This is a genomic window from Enterobacter cloacae complex sp. S2 (genome assembly GCF_015159675.1).
Lineage (GTDB): Bacteria > Pseudomonadota > Gammaproteobacteria > Enterobacterales > Enterobacteriaceae > Enterobacter > Enterobacter intestinihominis.
The window spans coordinates 166655-181969 of the sequence record NZ_JADDTS010000002.1 but is presented as its reverse complement, the minus strand read 5'-3'; the positions used below and the strand labels follow the sequence as shown (position 1 = coordinate 181969).

Here is a 15315-nt window from a genome sequence, read left to right as displayed (position 1 = left end):
AGGCCGGGTAAGGCGTAGCCGCCACCCGGCAGTTTTAAGCAACCAGCCAGAAAATCGCCAGCGCAATCACCAACGCGATAAACATCAATCCCGGACGGGAAGAAAGCGTTTTGAACGTATCAACTACGGGGGCAAACAGCGGGCTGTAGATCGGCTGAATGTTTCTTACCTCCGGCACGCCGCCTTCCCGCTCGGCGCGGCGAATGAAGATCTGATTGAGCACATCCTGCACCTGCGCGGTGGTCAGCACCGTTTGCGGCGTAGCCTGCCAGCTCTGCTGAGCGTAATCCCGAATCATATCGAACTCGTGCGGTTCCAGCGGTTGTTTCAGCGCCGCCTGTACGCTGTGCAGGGTCGGGGCGCTCTGGGTGCTGAGCGTCTGACGCGCCTGGAGCCAGGTGACCAGATGGGTAAACTGTTTTGCCGGGATCATCTCGCCCGCTTTCACACCGGAAAGTTCCAGCATAGATTGCCAGATAAGCTTTGTGGGTTCGCCGGTAGCAGCAGCCAGTTTAGTGACCATCTGCTTGAGCGTATTATGCTCCGCAGGCTGCAATGGCCGTTCTGTAGACGGGCGCTGTTGCGGCTGCGGGATAGAAAGCTGATTGCTTTGCAGCAGGGTCAACACGGTTTTCAGCTGTTCTTGCGAAAGCTGGCTCAGGGCGGTATGACCGTACTGTTGACGGATAAAATCACTCACCGCCTGGCGATTATTCCCCTGGCCCAATAGCTCGGTCAGCTGCGAGATAATCTGGCGGGTAGTATGTTGCTGCTGTGCGCTTGTAAGACGCTGGTTCAGGTTTTGTTCGGCGGCAGGGAAATGGCGCGACTGTAGCGGCGCATCGTTTCTTACGCCCAAATCGTGCTTAACGCCGGCCCATACCTCTGCGTTTTGCTGTGAGGTTAACGCAATAAGACGCGTGATCAGACGCTCCAGTACGGTGCGTTGCTGCGTGGAGAGCGGTTGTTCGCCTGGCGTGTTGGGCGTTACGGGGCCTTCACCCGGAGGGCGCGGAGGCGTACCTGAAATGGGCTGCATCGTCAAAAATCCTTAAAGTCAAACTCTGCGTAACCGGGCGGAGATATATGCCCGGCGGCGAGATTATGGCACACTTGGCAGGTTTACTTCCTCTCAAACAGGTACTCAGACGTGAAAATCCTCGTTGATGAAAATATGCCTTACGCCCGTGAGCTGTTCAGCCGCTTGGGTGAGGTTAAGGCTGTCCCTGGTCGCCCGATTCCGGTCAGCGAACTGGACGATGCAGACGCCCTGATGGTGCGCTCGGTGACCAAAGTAAATGAGGCACTGCTCACCGGCAAAGGTGTTAAATTTGTCGGGACGGCAACGGCCGGGACCGATCATGTGGATGACCAGTGGCTTAAGCAGGCGGGGATTGGTTTTTCCGCGGCGCCAGGCTGTAACGCCATTGCCGTCGTGGAATATGTTTTCTCCTCGCTATTGATGCTGGCCGAGCGCGATGGTTTTGCGCTGAAAGACCGCACCGTCGGGATTGTGGGGGTGGGCAACGTGGGCGGACGTCTGCAAAAGCGTCTGGAAGCCTGGGGTATCCGCACCCTGCTGTGCGATCCGCCGCGTAAGGATAACGGCGATGAAGGCGACTTCCGCACGCTGGAAGAGCTGGTCGACGAGTGCGACGTCATCACCTTCCATACGCCGCTCTTTAAAGAGGGGCCGTACAAGACTCTGCACCTGGCCGACGAAAAGCTGATCCGCCGTCTGAAGGCTGGCACTATTCTGATAAATGCCTGCCGGGGACCGGTGGTGGATAACGCGGCGCTGCTGGCATGTCTCGACGAAGGACAAGAGCTTAGCGTGGTGCTGGACGTCTGGGAACCAGAGCCGGATCTTAACGTCGCCTTGCTGAATAAGGTGGACGTGGGTACCGCGCATATCGCGGGTTATACCCTTGAAGGCAAAGCGCGTGGCACAACCCAGGTGTTTGAGGCTTACAGCGCCTTTATCGGCCATCCGCAGCAGGTGGCGCTGGATACGCTGCTGCCCGCCCCGGAATTCGGCCGCATTACCCTTCATGGCCCGCTGGATGAGGCAACGCTGAAAAGACTGGTGCATTTGGTGTATGATGTGCGCCGCGATGACGCGCTGCTGCGTAAAGTGGCGGGTATTCCGGGTGAGTTTGACAAGCTGCGCAAAAATTACCTTGAGCGCCGCGAGTGGTCTTCCCTGTATGTCATGTGCGATGACGCGTCAGCGGCGGGGCTGCTGCATAAACTGGGATTTAACGCCGTTCACCACCCGGCACGTTAATGTCTTCTTAATGCTCCCTGTCGGATGCTCCGGCAGGGACGCTTTTTATTTCTGGAGTAAACCACCATGTCTGAAGGCTGGAACATTGCCATTTTGGGTGCCACTGGCGCCGTGGGCGAAGCCCTGCTTGAAACCCTTGCTGAGCGTCAGTTCCCGGTGGGTGAGATTTACGCACTGGCGCGTACCGACAGCGCAGGAGAACATCTGCGTTTCGGCGGCAAATCCGTGATGGTGCAGGACGCCGCCGCGTTTGACTGGACGCAGGCTCAGCTGGCGTTTTTTGCCGCAGGTGCGGAAGCCACGGCGTCTTACATTGAAGAAGCGACAAATTCAGGCTGTCTGGTGATCGACCTGAGCGGCCTGTTCTCCCTGGAGCCGGATGTGCCGCTGGTGGCGCCGGACGTCAACCCGTTTGTGCTGGCTGACTACCGCAACCGCAACATCATTGCAGTACCGAACAGTCTCACCAGCCAGTTGCTGACCGCGCTGAAGCCGCTGATCGACGACGGTGGCCTGTCGCGTATTTCCGTGACCAGCCTGCTTTCAGCCTCCGCTAACGGTAAAAAAGCCGTAGACGCACTGGCAGGGCAGAGCGCGAAGCTGCTGAACGGTATCCCGATCGACGAAGATGATTTCTTTGGCCGCCAGCTGGCGTTCAACATGCTGCCGCTGCTGCCGGATCGTGAAGGTTCGGTGCGGGAAGAGCGTCGTATCGTCGATGAAGCACGCAAAATTTTGCAGGATGACGGGCTGATGATCTCCGCGAATGTCGTGCAGTCTCCGGTCTTTTACGGCCACGCGCAGATGGTCGGGTTTGAAGCCCTGCGTCCGCTGGCGGCTGAAGAAGCCCGCGACGCGTTTGGCCGCGGTGAGGACATTGTCCTGTCCGAAGAGAGCGAATTCCCGACGCAGGTGGGCGACGCCACCGGCAGCGCGCATCTCTCTGTGGGCTGCGTGCGTAACGATTACGGTATGCCGGAGCAGGTGCAGTTCTGGTCCGTTGCCGACAACGTGCGTTTTGGCGGCGCGCTGATGGCGGTCAAAATCGCGGAGAAACTGGTGCAGGAGTATCTGTACTGATGTCAGATGTGGAACAAAAGCCGGTCCACAGAATTGCCCTCGGCATTGAATACGATGGCAGTAAATACTATGGCTGGCAGCGGCAGAATGAGGTGCGCAGCGTCCAGGAGAAGCTGGAGAAAGCGCTCTCTCAGGTGGCGAATGAACCGATAAGCGTCTTCTGTGCGGGCCGCACCGATGCCGGCGTTCACGGCACGGGGCAGGTGGTGCATTTTGACACCACCGCCGTGCGCAAAGACGCGGCCTGGACGCTGGGTGTAAATGCGAATTTGCCTGGTGACATTGCCGCACGTTGGGTGAAAGCTGTGCCGGATGATTTTCACGCGCGTTTCAGCGCGACGGCGCGGCGCTACCGTTATGTCATCTATAACCAGCGCCTGCGCCCGGCGGTGTTAAGCCAGGGCGTGACGCATTTTTATGAACCGCTGGATGCAGAACGTATGCAGCGTGCGGCGCAGTGTCTGATTGGAGAGAATGATTTTACGTCGTTTCGTGCGGTGCAGTGTCAGTCCCGTACGCCGTGGCGTAACGTCATGCACATTAACGTCAGTCGTTATGGCGCGTATGTGGTGGTGGATATCAAAGCCAATGCCTTTGTACATCATATGGTGCGGAATATTGTAGGCAGCCTGATGGAAGTGGGCGCCGGACACCAGCCGGAGAGCTGGATTGCAGAACTGCTGGCAGCGAAGGACAGAACGCTTGCGGCAGCAACGGCGAAAGCGGAAGGTCTGTATCTGGTTTCGGTGGATTATCCGGACCGGTTCGACCTGCCAAAACCGCCAATGGGCCCGCTGTTTTTAGCGGACTAAACAAAGGTGCAATTAGGGCTTAGACAATATGGACGTAATACGTTTTCTGATTGATTTCATCCTGCATATTGATGTTCACCTGGCGGAGCTGGTCGCACAGTACGGCGTCTGGGTGTACGCCATTCTGTTCCTCATTCTGTTCTGTGAAACCGGCCTTGTGGTTACGCCGTTCCTGCCGGGAGATTCACTGCTGTTCGTGGCGGGCGCGTTATCCGCACTGCCAACGAATGACCTGAATGTCCATCTGATGGTGGTCCTGATGATCATCGCCGCGATTGTTGGTGATGCGGTCAACTACACCATCGGGCGGGTGTTTGGCGAGCGGTTGTTCAGTAATCCGGACTCGAAGATTTTCCGCCGCAGTTATTTAGATAAGACCCATGCGTTCTATGAGCGCCATGGCGGTAAGACCATTATCCTTGCCCGTTTTGTGCCTATTGTGCGTACATTTGCACCGTTTGTGGCGGGAATGGGTCACATGTCCTATCGTCATTTTGCCATGTACAACGTGGTGGGCGCGCTGCTGTGGGTGCTGCTGTTCACCTATGCAGGCTACCTGTTTGGCGATCTGCCGGTGGTTCAGGAAAACCTTAAGTTACTGATTGTAGCGATTATTGTGCTTTCCGTACTGCCTGGCGTAATCGAAATTATCCGTCACAAACGCGCGGCGGCAAAGCAAGCGAAGTAAATGCACGCTGGCGGTTCGACCACTTTTTTATCCAAAGTTTCGGGCTGTTATGTTTTAATGTGCAACATTCATGGTCTGTTGGAGGCAAAAATGGCATTATTCGCCTCTTACAGCAAAACTGGCATACGACCAGGTTCAGGCAGAAAGGTTATCAATGAGCTGGATTGAACGAATTAAAAGCAACATTACCCCAACGCGTAAAGCAAGCATTCCTGAAGGGGTATGGACGAAGTGTGATAGCTGCGGCCAGGTTCTGTATCGCGCAGAGCTGGAACGCAATCTTGAGGTGTGTCCGAAGTGTGACCACCATATGCGTATGTCGGCGCGCAACCGCCTGCATAGCCTGCTGGACGAAGGTTCTCTGGTAGAACTGGGCAGCGAACTGGAGCCAAAAGATGTGCTTAAGTTCCGCGACTCCAAAAAATACAAAGATCGTCTGGCCTCTGCGCAGAAAGAGACCGGCGAGAAAGACGCGCTGATCGTCATGAAAGGCACCCTGCACGAGATGCCGGTGGTTGCCGCCGCGTTTGAGTTCTCCTTTATGGGCGGCTCAATGGGCTCTGTGGTTGGCGCGCGCTTCGTGCGTGCCGTTGAGCAGGCGCTGGAAGACAACTGCCCGCTGATCTGCTTCTCCGCCTCCGGTGGCGCACGTATGCAGGAAGCGCTGATGTCCCTGATGCAGATGGCGAAAACCTCTGCGGCGCTGGCGAAAATGCAGGAGCGCGGTCTGCCGTACATCTCGGTACTGACCGATCCAACCATGGGCGGCGTTTCTGCAAGCTTCGCGATGCTGGGCGACCTGAACATCGCTGAGCCAAAAGCGCTGATCGGCTTTGCGGGTCCTCGCGTTATCGAGCAGACCGTACGTGAGAAACTGCCGCCGGGCTTCCAGCGCAGTGAGTTCCTCATTGAGAAGGGCGCCATCGACATGATCGTCCGCCGTCCGGAAATGCGCCTGAAACTGGCAAGCGTCCTGGCGAAGCTGATGAATCTGCCGGCGCCGAACCCGGACGAGCCGCGCGAAGGCGTGGTGGTACCGGATCAGGAACCCGAGGCCTGATAACTGAAAAGGGCAGGGCCGAATGGCGCTGCCCTTTTGCTTTCTAAACCGTTAATGACAACCGGGCATCATGGAAAATAAAAGCATTCCTCAAGCCACGTCGCCCCTGGCCGCGTGGCTTTCTTATCTGGAAAACCTGCACAGTAAAACTATCGACATGGGCCTTGAGCGCGTAAGCCAGGTTGCCGCGCGTCTTGACGTGTTGAAACCCGCGCCTTTCGTATTTACCGTGGCCGGCACTAACGGTAAAGGCACCACCTGCCGCACGCTGGAATCTGTCCTGATGGCGGCGGGGTACAAGGTTGGCGTTTACAGCTCGCCGCATCTGGTGCGCTATACCGAGCGCGTGCGCGTGCAAAACACCGAGCTGGCGGAATCCGCCCATACGGCGTCGTTTGCCGCTATCGAAGCTGCGCGCGGCGAAACCTCATTAACCTATTTCGAATACGGCACCCTGTCGGCGCTGTGGCTGTTTAAGCAGGCGCAGCTGGACGTGGTGATCCTGGAAGTGGGGTTGGGCGGGCGTCTGGATGCCACCAATATGGTGGATGCGGATGTCTCCGTCGTCACCAGCATCGCGCTGGATCACACCGACTGGCTGGGCCCGGACCGCGAGAGCATTGGCCGTGAGAAGGCCGGTATTTTCCGGGCCAATAAGCCTGCCGTGGTAGGCGAGCCGGACATGCCGCACACCATTGCTGAGGTAGCGAAAGAGAAGGGCGCTCGTCTGCTGCGTCGCGGCGTGGACTGGCAGTATGAGGTGCAGGACAAAGGCTGGCGCTTCAGCGATGCGCAGGGCGTGCTGGAGAATCTGCCGCTGCCGCAGGTGCCACAGCCTAACGCGGCGACTGCGCTGGCAGCCCTGCGCGCCAGCGGATTAGCGGTAAGCGAGCAGGCGATCCGCGATGGCATTCAGAACGCACTGTTACCGGGACGTTTTCAGATTGTGAGTGAGTCGCCGCGTCTGATTCTGGATGTTGCACATAATCCGCATGCGGCGGCGTACCTCGCAGGACGTCTCAAATCGTTACCAAAAACCGGGCGCGTGCTGGCGGTTATCGGTATGCTTCATGATAAAGATATCGGCGGCACGCTGGCCTGCATGGAGAGTGTGGTCGATAGCTGGTATTGTGCTCCTCTGGAAGGGCCGCGCGGCGCGACTGCTGAGCAGTTGATGGAACATCTCGGCAAAGGCGAAATCTACAGCAGTGTGGTTTCGGCCTGGCGTGCCGCGATGGCGGAGGCTAAACCAGAAGATACCGTGCTGGTGTGTGGGTCATTCCACACGGTGGCACATGTCATGGAAGTGATGGACGCGGGGAGAACCGGTGGCGAGTAAGTTTCAGAACCGTTTAACAGGAACCATTGTGCTGGTCGCGCTCGGGGTGATTATTCTCCCGGGACTGCTCGACGGGCAAAAAAAGCATTACCAGGATGAATTTGCGGCCATTCCGCTGGTACCCAAACCGGGCGATCGCGACGAGCCCGATATGCTGCCAGCGGCAACGCAGGCGCTGCCTGCCCAGCCGCCAGAAGGTGCAGCGGAAGAGGTGCGCGCAGGTGATGCAGCCGCGCCGTCTCTTGATCCGTCGCGTCTGGCCGCGAATAACAACGTTGAAATCGATCCTGTACCGGTAGAGCAACCCAAACCGGTTGAAAAACCGAAGCCGGTAGAGAAAACGCAGCCTAAACCGCAGCGTGACAAAGCCGACGAGCAGCTGGCTGCGGCAACGGAAACGCCGCCACCGGCCAAACAGACCCAGCAGGAGGCCGCCCCTACGGGTAAAGCCTATGTCGTTCAGCTCGGTGCGTTGAAAAATGCAGATAAGGTCAATGAGATCGTGAGTAAACTGCGCGGCGCGGGATACCGTGTTTATACTTCACCCACCACGCCGGTACAGGGTAAAATTACCCGTATCCTCGTCGGGCCGGATGCGTCTAAAGATAAGCTCAAAGGTTCGCTTGGCGAGCTGAAGCAAATCTCCGGCCTGAGCGGTGTGGTGATGAACTACAGCGCAAACTGATAGAAATTACCCCCTCACCCTAACCCTCTCCCTTGAGGGAGAGGGCCGGGGTGAGGGGGAGGCAGACGTTCACAGAAACGTCAAAGGTGCGGTGGCGTTGAGCATTTTTTCAGCGCCTTTTTTATTTACGCGTGGGAAGGAAATCCCTACGCAAACGTTTTCTTTTTCTGTTAGAATTCGCCCCGAACTGGATGACAGGGCGTTTAATCGTGGGACACATATGGTCTGGATTGATTACGCCATCATTGCGGTGATTGGTTTTTCCTGTCTGGTTAGCCTGATCCGTGGCTTTGTTCGTGAAGCGTTATCGCTGGTAACCTGGGGTTGTGCTTTCTTTGTTGCCAGTCATTACTACACTTACCTGTCTGTCTGGTTCACGGGCTTTGAAGATGAACTGGTCCGAAACGGAATCGCCATCGCGGTGCTGTTTATCGCGACGCTGATTGTCGGCGCTATCGTCAATTACGTGATAGGTCAGCTGGTCGAGAAAACCGGTCTGTCAGGAACGGACAGGGTACTCGGCATCTGTTTCGGCGCGTTGCGAGGCGTGCTCATTGTGGCCGCGATCCTGTTCTTCCTGGATACCTTTACCGGGTTCTCCAAAAGTGAAGACTGGCAAAAATCGCAGCTCATTCCGGAGTTCAGCTTCATCATCAGATGGTTCTTTGACTATCTGCAAAGCTCGTCGAGTTTCTTGCCCAGGGCATAAACCCTGAGATGTGGCTTAACGAGGAAAAGACGAATGTGCGGTATTGTCGGTATCGCCGGTTTCATGCCGGTAAACCAGTCGATTTATGACGCGTTAACGGTGCTTCAGCACCGTGGGCAGGATGCTGCGGGTATCATCACCATTGATGCAAACAACTGCTTCCGTTTACGCAAGGCGAATGGCCTGGTAAACGATGTGTTTGAAGCCCGCCATATGCAGCGTCTGCAAGGTAATATGGGGATCGGTCACGTTCGTTATCCTACTGCTGGCAGTTCCAGCGCCTCTGAGGCTCAGCCTTTTTACGTTAACTCCCCGTATGGCATCACGCTTGCCCACAATGGCAATCTGACCAATGCCCACGAGCTGCGTAAAAAGCTGTTCGAAGAGAAACGTCGCCACATTAACACCACCTCTGATTCTGAAATCCTGCTCAATATCTTTGCCAGCGAACTGGATAACTTCCGCCATTATCCGCTGGAAGCAGACAACATTTTTGCCGCCGTTGCCGCGACTAACCGCCTGATCCGTGGCGCGTACGCTTGCGTGGCGATGATAATCGGTCACGGCATGGTGGCCTTCCGCGATCCAAACGGCATTCGCCCGCTGGTGCTCGGCAAACGTGACCTCGGCGATGGCCGTTCCGAGTACATGGTTGCCTCCGAAAGCGTGGCGCTGGACACTCTGGGCTTCGAATTCCTGCGTGATGTCGCGCCAGGCGAAGCGGTCTACATCACTGAGAAGGGCCAGCTGTTTACCCGTCAGTGCGCCGACAACCCGGTGAGCAACCCGTGCCTGTTCGAATACGTTTACTTCGCGCGTCCGGACTCGTTCATCGACAAGATTTCCGTTTACAGCGCGCGCGTCAACATGGGGACGAAGCTGGGCGAGAAGATTGCCCGCGAGTGGGACGATCTCGACATTGATGTCGTCATCCCAATCCCTGAAACCTCCTGTGATATCGCGCTGGAAATTGCCCGTATTCTGGACAAGCCGTACCGTCAGGGCTTCGTGAAAAACCGCTACGTGGGCCGCACCTTTATCATGCCGGGCCAGCAGCTGCGTCGTAAGTCCGTACGTCGTAAGCTGAACGCTAACCGTGCCGAGTTCCGCGACAAGAACGTGCTGCTGGTGGACGACTCCATTGTGCGCGGCACGACGTCTGAGCAGATCATCGAGATGGCGCGTGAGGCCGGGGCGAAGAAAGTGTATCTCGCCTCCGCAGCGCCGGAAATTCGCTTCCCGAACGTGTATGGCATTGATATGCCAACCGCTAACGAGCTGATTGCTCACGGTCGTGAAGTAGACGAAATTCGGCAGATCATCGGTGCCGACGGCCTGATTTTCCAGGATCTGAACGATCTGATCGACGCGGTGCGCGCCGAGAACCCGGATATTCAGCAGTTCGAATGCTCGGTATTCAATGGGATCTACGTAACGAAAGACGTTGACCAGCAGTATCTCGACTATCTGGATTCGCTGCGTAACGACGATGCGAAAGCCGTCCAGCTGCAAAACGATCTCGAAAGCTTAGAGATGCACAACGAAGGTTGATGCGTATGCAGGTGAGGGCGCTCGCCCTCACTTGCAACTCCCCGTAAAATCCTGCACAGTCTGCCCTGAAATCAGCAAGGGCGAAAATCATGAAACGACTCATTGTAGGGATCAGCGGTGCCAGCGGCGCGATTTATGGCGTCCGGCTTTTACAGGTGCTGCGTGACGTTGCAGGCGTAGAAACCCATCTGGTGATGAGCCAGGCGGCGCGTCAGACCCTCTCTCTTGAAACCGATCTCTCCCTGCGCGACGTTCAGGCCCTGGCTGACGTTGTCCACGATGCCCGCGATATCGCCGCCAGCATCTCTTCGGGCTCGTTTAAAACGGCCGGCATGGTTATTTTGCCCTGTTCGATTAAAACTCTTTCCGGCATTGTAAACAGCTATACCGACACGCTGGTGACGCGTGCAGCGGATGTGGTGCTGAAAGAGCGTCGTCCTCTGGTGCTCTGCGTGCGGGAAACGCCGCTGCACCTGGGACATCTGCGTTTAATGACGCAGGCAGCCGAACTGGGGGCCGTGATTATGCCGCCGGTCCCCGCGTTCTATCATCGTCCGCAAACGCTGGACGATGTCATCAACCAGACCGTTAACCGCGTACTGGATCAGTTCGATATCGACCTGCCGGAAGATCTCTTTACCCGCTGGCAGGGGGCGTGAAGCTGTGCACAAACAAGGTGCATGAAAAGACAATTTGCCCTGTTTCAGGGCAAAACTGCAACCGCGATCATATCCTCGACATTTAATTCGCTTTTTCCCTTTTTCTCTTTCCGGTTCGTTCGGCAGACCTGCTATCTTTCACCATTAAGGCAGTATTGCAACGTTTTATTAACATATTTAACGTCGAAGTTTTAACCCGACGACAATGTGGCATAAGACCTGCAAGAACAGCCTGCAACACAACACACAACATAAACCATAATAAAATCACGGTTCTTGAGGGTAAATGTATGAAGAAGACGGTTCTGGCTCTGTCTTTGCTCGTGGGCTTGAGTGCAGCAGCAAGTAGCTATGCAGCGCTTCCACAGACAGTTCGTATCGGTACAGACGCAACCTACGCGCCATTCTCCTCCAAGGATGCGAAAGGCGACTTCGTGGGGTTTGATATCGATCTGGGAAATGAGATGTGCAAACGCATGGAAGTGAAATGCACATGGGTGGGCAGTGACTTTGACGCGCTGATCCCGTCGCTGAAAGCCAAGAAAATTGATGCCATTATCTCTTCTCTCTCCATCACGGAAAAACGTCAGCAGGAGATCGCCTTCTCTGAGAAGCTCTACGCTGCCGACTCACGTCTGATTGCCGCGAAAGGCTCGCCAATCCAGCCGACCATCGACTCGCTGAAAGGCAAACATGTTGGCGTGCTTCAGGGCTCGACCCAGGAAGGTTACGCCAATGCTAACTGGCGCGAGAAGGGCGTCGATGTTGTGGCTTACCAGAACCAGGATCTGATCTACTCTGACCTGGCGGCAGGCCGTCTGGATGCCGCGTTTCAGGATGAAGTCGCCGCGAGCGAAGGCTTCCTGAAACAGCCTGCGGGTAAAGAGTACGCCTTTGCCGGCCCGTCGGTAAAAGACAAAAAATACTTTGGCGACGGTACCGGTATTGGCCTGCGTAAGGATGATACCGAGCTGAAAGCCGCCTTCGACAAAGCGTTTAATGAGCTGCGTAAAGACGGTACCTACGACAAACTGGCGAAGAAATACTTCGATTTCAACGTCTACGGTGATTAATGCCTGAATAAGATGCACTGAAGTGGTGCATCTTAACGGGGTTATGTTCCAGTATGGTGCAACACATGCACCATACTGGATCGCTGTGTGCATAGTTAAGCATTTAAAATGCAAAAATTCCCGTTCAAAGGCATTAATCTTTGCCTGAATGAGGGGATTAATGGCACATTAACAACACCCCGTCGTCGTAAAAATCTCGTATTAAGACAGTTTGTTGAGGACAGATATGAAAAAACTGGTGTTGTCACTTTCTCTGGTACTGGCTTTTTCCAGCGCCACCGCGGCATTCGCAGCAATTCCGCAGAAAATTCGTATTGGAACTGACCCAACCTATGCACCTTTCGAATCGAAGAATGCGAAGGGGGAACTGGTCGGTTTTGACATCGATCTGGCTAACGAGCTGTGCAAACGCATTAAAGTGCAATGTACCTACGTTGAAAACCCGCTGGATGCGCTGATCCCGTCCCTGAAAGCGAAGAAAATTGACGTGATCATGTCCTCCCTGTCCATCACAGAAAAACGTCAGCAGGAGATTGCCTTCACGGACAAACTCTATGCGGCGGACTCACGTCTGGTGGTGGCGAAATCCTCTGACATTCAGCCAACCCTTGAATCTCTGAAAGGCAAACGCGTGGGCGTGTTGCAGGGTACGACGCAGGAAACCTACGGCAACGAGCACTGGGCGCCAAAGGGGATTGAAATTGTCTCTTACCAGGGCCAGGAAAACATCTACGCAGACCTCACGGCAGGCCGTATTGACGCGGCATTCCAGGATGAAGTGGCGGCAAGCGAAGGCTTCCTGAAACAGCCTGTGGGTAAAGATTACAAGTTCGGCGGTCCGTCCATTAAGGACGAAAAACTCTTTGGCGTCGGTACCGGTATGGGCCTGCGTAAAGAAGACAACGAACTGCGTGAAGCCCTGAACAAAGCGTTCGCCGAGATGCGCGCGGACGGCACCTATGACAAGCTGGCTAAAAAGTACTTCGATTTTAACATTTACGGCGGCTAATCGCCCCGTCTGATAACGTGCGGCCCCTCCCGTTGCGGGAGGGGAAAAGACACGGTTCCACCACTCACGAGACGACAGGGCACGCGGCATGCTGTACGGATTTTCTGGCGTTATTTTACAGGGCGCGCTTGTCACCCTTGAGCTGGCTATCAGCTCCGTGGTGCTGGCGGTGCTGATAGGCCTGGCGGGCGCGGGGGCAAAATTATCCGCCAACAGACCGCTGGCGCTGATATTTGAAGGCTATACCACGCTGATTCGCGGCGTGCCTGACCTGGTGCTGATGCTGCTGATCTTTTACGGCCTGCAAATCGCACTTAACGGCGTGACGGATGCCATCGGCATGGAGCAGATCGATATCGACCCGATGGTGGCCGGTATTATTACCCTTGGTTTTATCTACGGTGCCTATTTCACTGAGACTTTCCGCGGCGCTTACATGGCCGTGCCGAAAGGGCATATTGAAGCGGCGACCGCCTACGGTTTTACATCCTCACAAACGTTTCGCCGGATCATGTTCCCGGCCATGATGCGCTACGCGCTGCCGGGCATCGGTAACAACTGGCAGGTTATTCTCAAGGCAACGGCGCTGGTCTCCCTGCTGGGTCTGGAAGATGTGGTGAAGGCCACGCAGCTGGCGGGTAAAAGCACCTGGGAACCGTTCTATTTTGCGGTGGTTTGCGGCGTGATCTATCTGGTCTTTACGACCGTCTCCAATGGTGTGCTGCTTCTGCTCGAACGTCGCTACTCCGTGGGTGTGAAGAGGGCTGACCTGTGATTGAGATTATTCAGGAGTACTGGAAATCCCTGCTGTGGACGGATGGCTACCGCTTTACTGGCGTGGCCATCACGCTGTGGCTGCTGATCTCCTCGGTGGTAATGGGCGGCATTCTGGCGGTGTTTCTCGCCATTGGCCGCGTGTCGAACAATAAATTTATCCAGTTCCCGATCTGGCTGTTCACCTACGTGTTTCGCGGTACGCCGCTGTACGTGCAGCTGCTGGTGTTCTATTCTGGGATGTACACGCTGGAGATCGTGAAAGGCACCGAGATGCTGAACGCGTTCTTCCGCAGCGGTCTGAACTGTACGGTGCTGGCGCTGACCCTCAATACCTGCGCCTATACCACCGAGATCTTCGCCGGGGCCATCCGTTCTGTGCCGCACGGTGAGATCGAGGCGGCGCGCGCGTACGGCTTCTCGTCCGTGAAGCTCTACCGCTGTATTATTCTGCCTTCGGCGCTGCGTATTGCGCTGCCGGCCTACAGCAACGAAGTGATTTTAATGCTGCATTCGACGGCACTGGCGTTTACCGCCACGGTACCGGATCTGTTAAAGATTGCCCGCGATATTAACTCTGCCACCTACCAGCCGTTTACGGCGTTTGGCATTGCGGCAGTGCTCTATTTGATCATTTCTTACGTCCTGATCAGTCTGTTCCGTAAGGCTGAAAAACGCTGGTTGCAGCATATAAAACCGTCGACGCACTGAGAATTTATGATGGCTGAGAACAAATTAAACGTAATTGATTTGCACAAGCGCTACGGCGAACATGAAGTGCTGAAAGGGGTGTCGCTGGAGGCTAACGCGGGCGACGTGATCAGTATTATCGGCTCATCAGGTTCGGGTAAAAGTACCTTCCTGCGCTGCATCAACTTCCTCGAAAAGCCGAGCGAAGGATCGATTGTGGTGAGCGGACAGAACATTAATATGGTCCGTGATAAAGACGGCCAGCTTAAAGTGGCGGATAAAAACCAGCTGCGCCTGCTGCGCACACGCCTGACGATGGTGTTCCAGCACTTCAACCTCTGGAGCCACATGACGGTGCTGGAGAACGTGATGGAAGCGCCGGTTCAGGTGCTCGGCTTAAGCAAGCAGGAAGCCCGCGAGCGTGCGGTCAAATACCTGGCGAAAGTGGGTATCGACGAGCGGCAGCAGATCAAATATCCGGTGCACCTGTCAGGGGGGCAGCAGCAGCGTGTTTCCATCGCCCGTGCGCTGGCGATGGAGCCGGAAGTGTTGCTGTTTGACGAACCGACTTCCGCGCTGGATCCTGAACTCGTTGGCGAAGTGCTGCGCATCATGCAAAAGCTGGCGGAAGAGGGCAAAACGATGGTGGTGGTGACGCACGAGATGGGCTTCGCCCGTAACGTTTCTAACCACGTTATCTTTCTGCATCAGGGCAAGATAGAAGAGCAGGGGCATCCGGACGAGGTGCTGGCGAACCCGCAAAGCCCGCGTTTGCAGCAGTTCCTGAAAGGCTCGTTGAAGTAGGTTTGGCCTTTCTCCCTCTCCCTGCGGGAGAGGGCCGGGGTGAGGGCATCAGGCCGCAGAGCCGCCCAATTGCCCGGTGGCGCTTTGCTTACCGG

General features: G+C 55.9%; 16 protein-coding genes. 15 read left to right on the top strand and 1 reads right to left on the bottom strand.

Features of this window, described 5'->3' with window-relative positions; all coding sequences use genetic code 11:
- Window positions 1–34: 34 nt before the first annotated feature.
- Entirely contained in the window at window positions 35–1039 is a 1005-nt protein-coding gene (flk, locus tag IPZ49_RS01505) for a flagella biosynthesis regulator Flk (protein ID WP_032648972.1), read from the bottom strand.
- A gap of 111 nt (window positions 1040–1150) precedes the next feature.
- Between flk and pdxB the strand changes: the two genes are divergently transcribed.
- The 15 genes from pdxB to hisP all read left to right on the top strand — a co-directional run bounded on the left by pdxB (window position 1151) and on the right by hisP (window position 15220).
- On the top strand, window positions 1151–2287 hold the full coding sequence (pdxB, locus tag IPZ49_RS01500) for a 4-phosphoerythronate dehydrogenase PdxB (protein ID WP_063932859.1): 1137 nt from the start codon (window positions 1151–1153) through the stop codon (window positions 2285–2287).
- A 66-nt stretch (window positions 2288–2353) separates the two neighbouring features.
- On the top strand, window positions 2354–3367 hold the full coding sequence (locus IPZ49_RS01495) for an aspartate-semialdehyde dehydrogenase (RefSeq protein ID WP_062938272.1): 1014 nt from the start codon (window positions 2354–2356) through the stop codon (window positions 3365–3367).
- Window positions 3367–4179: a tRNA pseudouridine(38-40) synthase TruA gene (gene truA, locus IPZ49_RS01490; protein WP_045338086.1), complete on the top strand. Its 813-nt coding sequence runs from the start codon at window positions 3367–3369 to the stop codon at window positions 4177–4179. The genes IPZ49_RS01495 and truA overlap by 1 nt, the downstream gene beginning before the upstream one ends.
- 28 nt (window positions 4180–4207) lie before the next feature.
- Window positions 4208–4867, top strand: coding sequence for a DedA family protein (locus tag IPZ49_RS01485; RefSeq protein ID WP_003861406.1), 660 nt, complete (start codon window positions 4208–4210; stop codon window positions 4865–4867).
- A 154-nt stretch (window positions 4868–5021) separates the two neighbouring features.
- The gene (gene accD, locus IPZ49_RS01480) at window positions 5022–5927 is read left to right on the top strand and encodes an acetyl-CoA carboxylase, carboxyltransferase subunit beta (protein WP_014884667.1); all 906 of its coding nucleotides are present in this window, start codon (window positions 5022–5024) and stop codon (window positions 5925–5927) included.
- Window positions 5928–5997: 70 nt separating this feature from the next.
- Window positions 5998–7266: a bifunctional tetrahydrofolate synthase/dihydrofolate synthase gene (folC, locus tag IPZ49_RS01475; RefSeq protein WP_063932860.1), complete on the top strand. Its 1269-nt coding sequence runs from the start codon at window positions 5998–6000 to the stop codon at window positions 7264–7266.
- Entirely contained in the window at window positions 7256–7951 is a 696-nt protein-coding gene (gene dedD, locus IPZ49_RS01470) for a cell division protein DedD (protein ID WP_017383444.1), read from the top strand. Before folC ends, dedD begins: the two co-directional genes overlap by 11 nt.
- Before the next feature lie 220 nt (window positions 7952–8171).
- Window positions 8172–8660 carry a colicin V production protein gene (cvpA, locus tag IPZ49_RS01465; RefSeq protein WP_000262116.1) on the top strand — a complete coding sequence of 163 codons (489 nt, stop codon included), beginning with the start codon at window positions 8172–8174 and terminating at the stop codon, window positions 8658–8660.
- Between the two features lie 33 nt (window positions 8661–8693).
- Window positions 8694–10211 (top strand): amidophosphoribosyltransferase, encoded by a 1518-nt coding sequence (gene purF / locus IPZ49_RS01460; protein ID WP_006811407.1) that lies wholly within the window; start codon window positions 8694–8696, stop codon window positions 10209–10211.
- Window positions 10212–10300: 89 nt separating this feature from the next.
- Window positions 10301–10870 carry a UbiX family flavin prenyltransferase gene (locus IPZ49_RS01455; RefSeq protein WP_015572254.1) on the top strand — a complete coding sequence of 190 codons (570 nt, stop codon included), beginning with the start codon at window positions 10301–10303 and terminating at the stop codon, window positions 10868–10870.
- Between the two features lie 290 nt (window positions 10871–11160).
- The gene (argT, locus tag IPZ49_RS01450; protein ID WP_015572255.1) at window positions 11161–11943 is read left to right on the top strand and encodes a lysine/arginine/ornithine ABC transporter substrate-binding protein ArgT; all 783 of its coding nucleotides are present in this window, start codon (window positions 11161–11163) and stop codon (window positions 11941–11943) included.
- A 226-nt stretch (window positions 11944–12169) separates the two neighbouring features.
- Entirely contained in the window at window positions 12170–12952 is a 783-nt protein-coding gene (gene hisJ, locus IPZ49_RS01445) for a histidine ABC transporter substrate-binding protein HisJ (protein WP_045906782.1), read from the top strand.
- Window positions 12953–13040: 88 nt separating this feature from the next.
- On the top strand, window positions 13041–13727 hold the full coding sequence (locus IPZ49_RS01440) for a histidine ABC transporter permease HisQ (protein ID WP_015572256.1): 687 nt from the start codon (window positions 13041–13043) through the stop codon (window positions 13725–13727).
- Entirely contained in the window at window positions 13724–14437 is a 714-nt protein-coding gene (locus IPZ49_RS01435) for an ABC transporter permease (RefSeq protein ID WP_003861424.1), read from the top strand. Before IPZ49_RS01440 ends, IPZ49_RS01435 begins: the two co-directional genes overlap by 4 nt.
- Before the next feature lie 9 nt (window positions 14438–14446).
- Window positions 14447–15220: a histidine ABC transporter ATP-binding protein HisP gene (hisP, locus tag IPZ49_RS01430; protein ID WP_003861426.1), complete on the top strand. Its 774-nt coding sequence runs from the start codon at window positions 14447–14449 to the stop codon at window positions 15218–15220.
- The last annotated feature ends 95 nt before the right edge of the window (window positions 15221–15315 follow it).

Excerpts from the sequence above, each read along its gene's own strand:
- flk (WP_032648972.1), bottom strand. The coding sequence starts at position 1,039 with ATGCAGCCCATTTCAGGTACGCCTCCGCGCCCTCCGGGTGAAGGCCCC.
- IPZ49_RS01495 (WP_062938272.1), top strand. The coding sequence starts at position 2,354 with ATGTCTGAAGGCTGGAACATTGCCATTTTGGGTGCCACTGGCGCCGTG.
- truA (WP_045338086.1), top strand. The coding sequence starts at position 3,367 with ATGTCAGATGTGGAACAAAAGCCGGTCCACAGAATTGCCCTCGGCATT.
- IPZ49_RS01485 (WP_003861406.1), top strand. The coding sequence starts at position 4,208 with ATGGACGTAATACGTTTTCTGATTGATTTCATCCTGCATATTGATGTT.
- accD (WP_014884667.1), top strand. The coding sequence starts at position 5,022 with ATGAGCTGGATTGAACGAATTAAAAGCAACATTACCCCAACGCGTAAA.
- folC (WP_063932860.1), top strand. The coding sequence starts at position 5,998 with ATGGAAAATAAAAGCATTCCTCAAGCCACGTCGCCCCTGGCCGCGTGG.
- cvpA (WP_000262116.1), top strand. The coding sequence starts at position 8,172 with ATGGTCTGGATTGATTACGCCATCATTGCGGTGATTGGTTTTTCCTGT.
- purF (WP_006811407.1), top strand. The coding sequence starts at position 8,694 with ATGTGCGGTATTGTCGGTATCGCCGGTTTCATGCCGGTAAACCAGTCG.
- IPZ49_RS01455 (WP_015572254.1), top strand. The coding sequence starts at position 10,301 with ATGAAACGACTCATTGTAGGGATCAGCGGTGCCAGCGGCGCGATTTAT.
- argT (WP_015572255.1), top strand. The coding sequence starts at position 11,161 with ATGAAGAAGACGGTTCTGGCTCTGTCTTTGCTCGTGGGCTTGAGTGCA.
- hisJ (WP_045906782.1), top strand. The coding sequence starts at position 12,170 with ATGAAAAAACTGGTGTTGTCACTTTCTCTGGTACTGGCTTTTTCCAGC.
- IPZ49_RS01440 (WP_015572256.1), top strand. The coding sequence starts at position 13,041 with ATGCTGTACGGATTTTCTGGCGTTATTTTACAGGGCGCGCTTGTCACC.
- hisP (WP_003861426.1), top strand. The coding sequence starts at position 14,447 with ATGGCTGAGAACAAATTAAACGTAATTGATTTGCACAAGCGCTACGGC.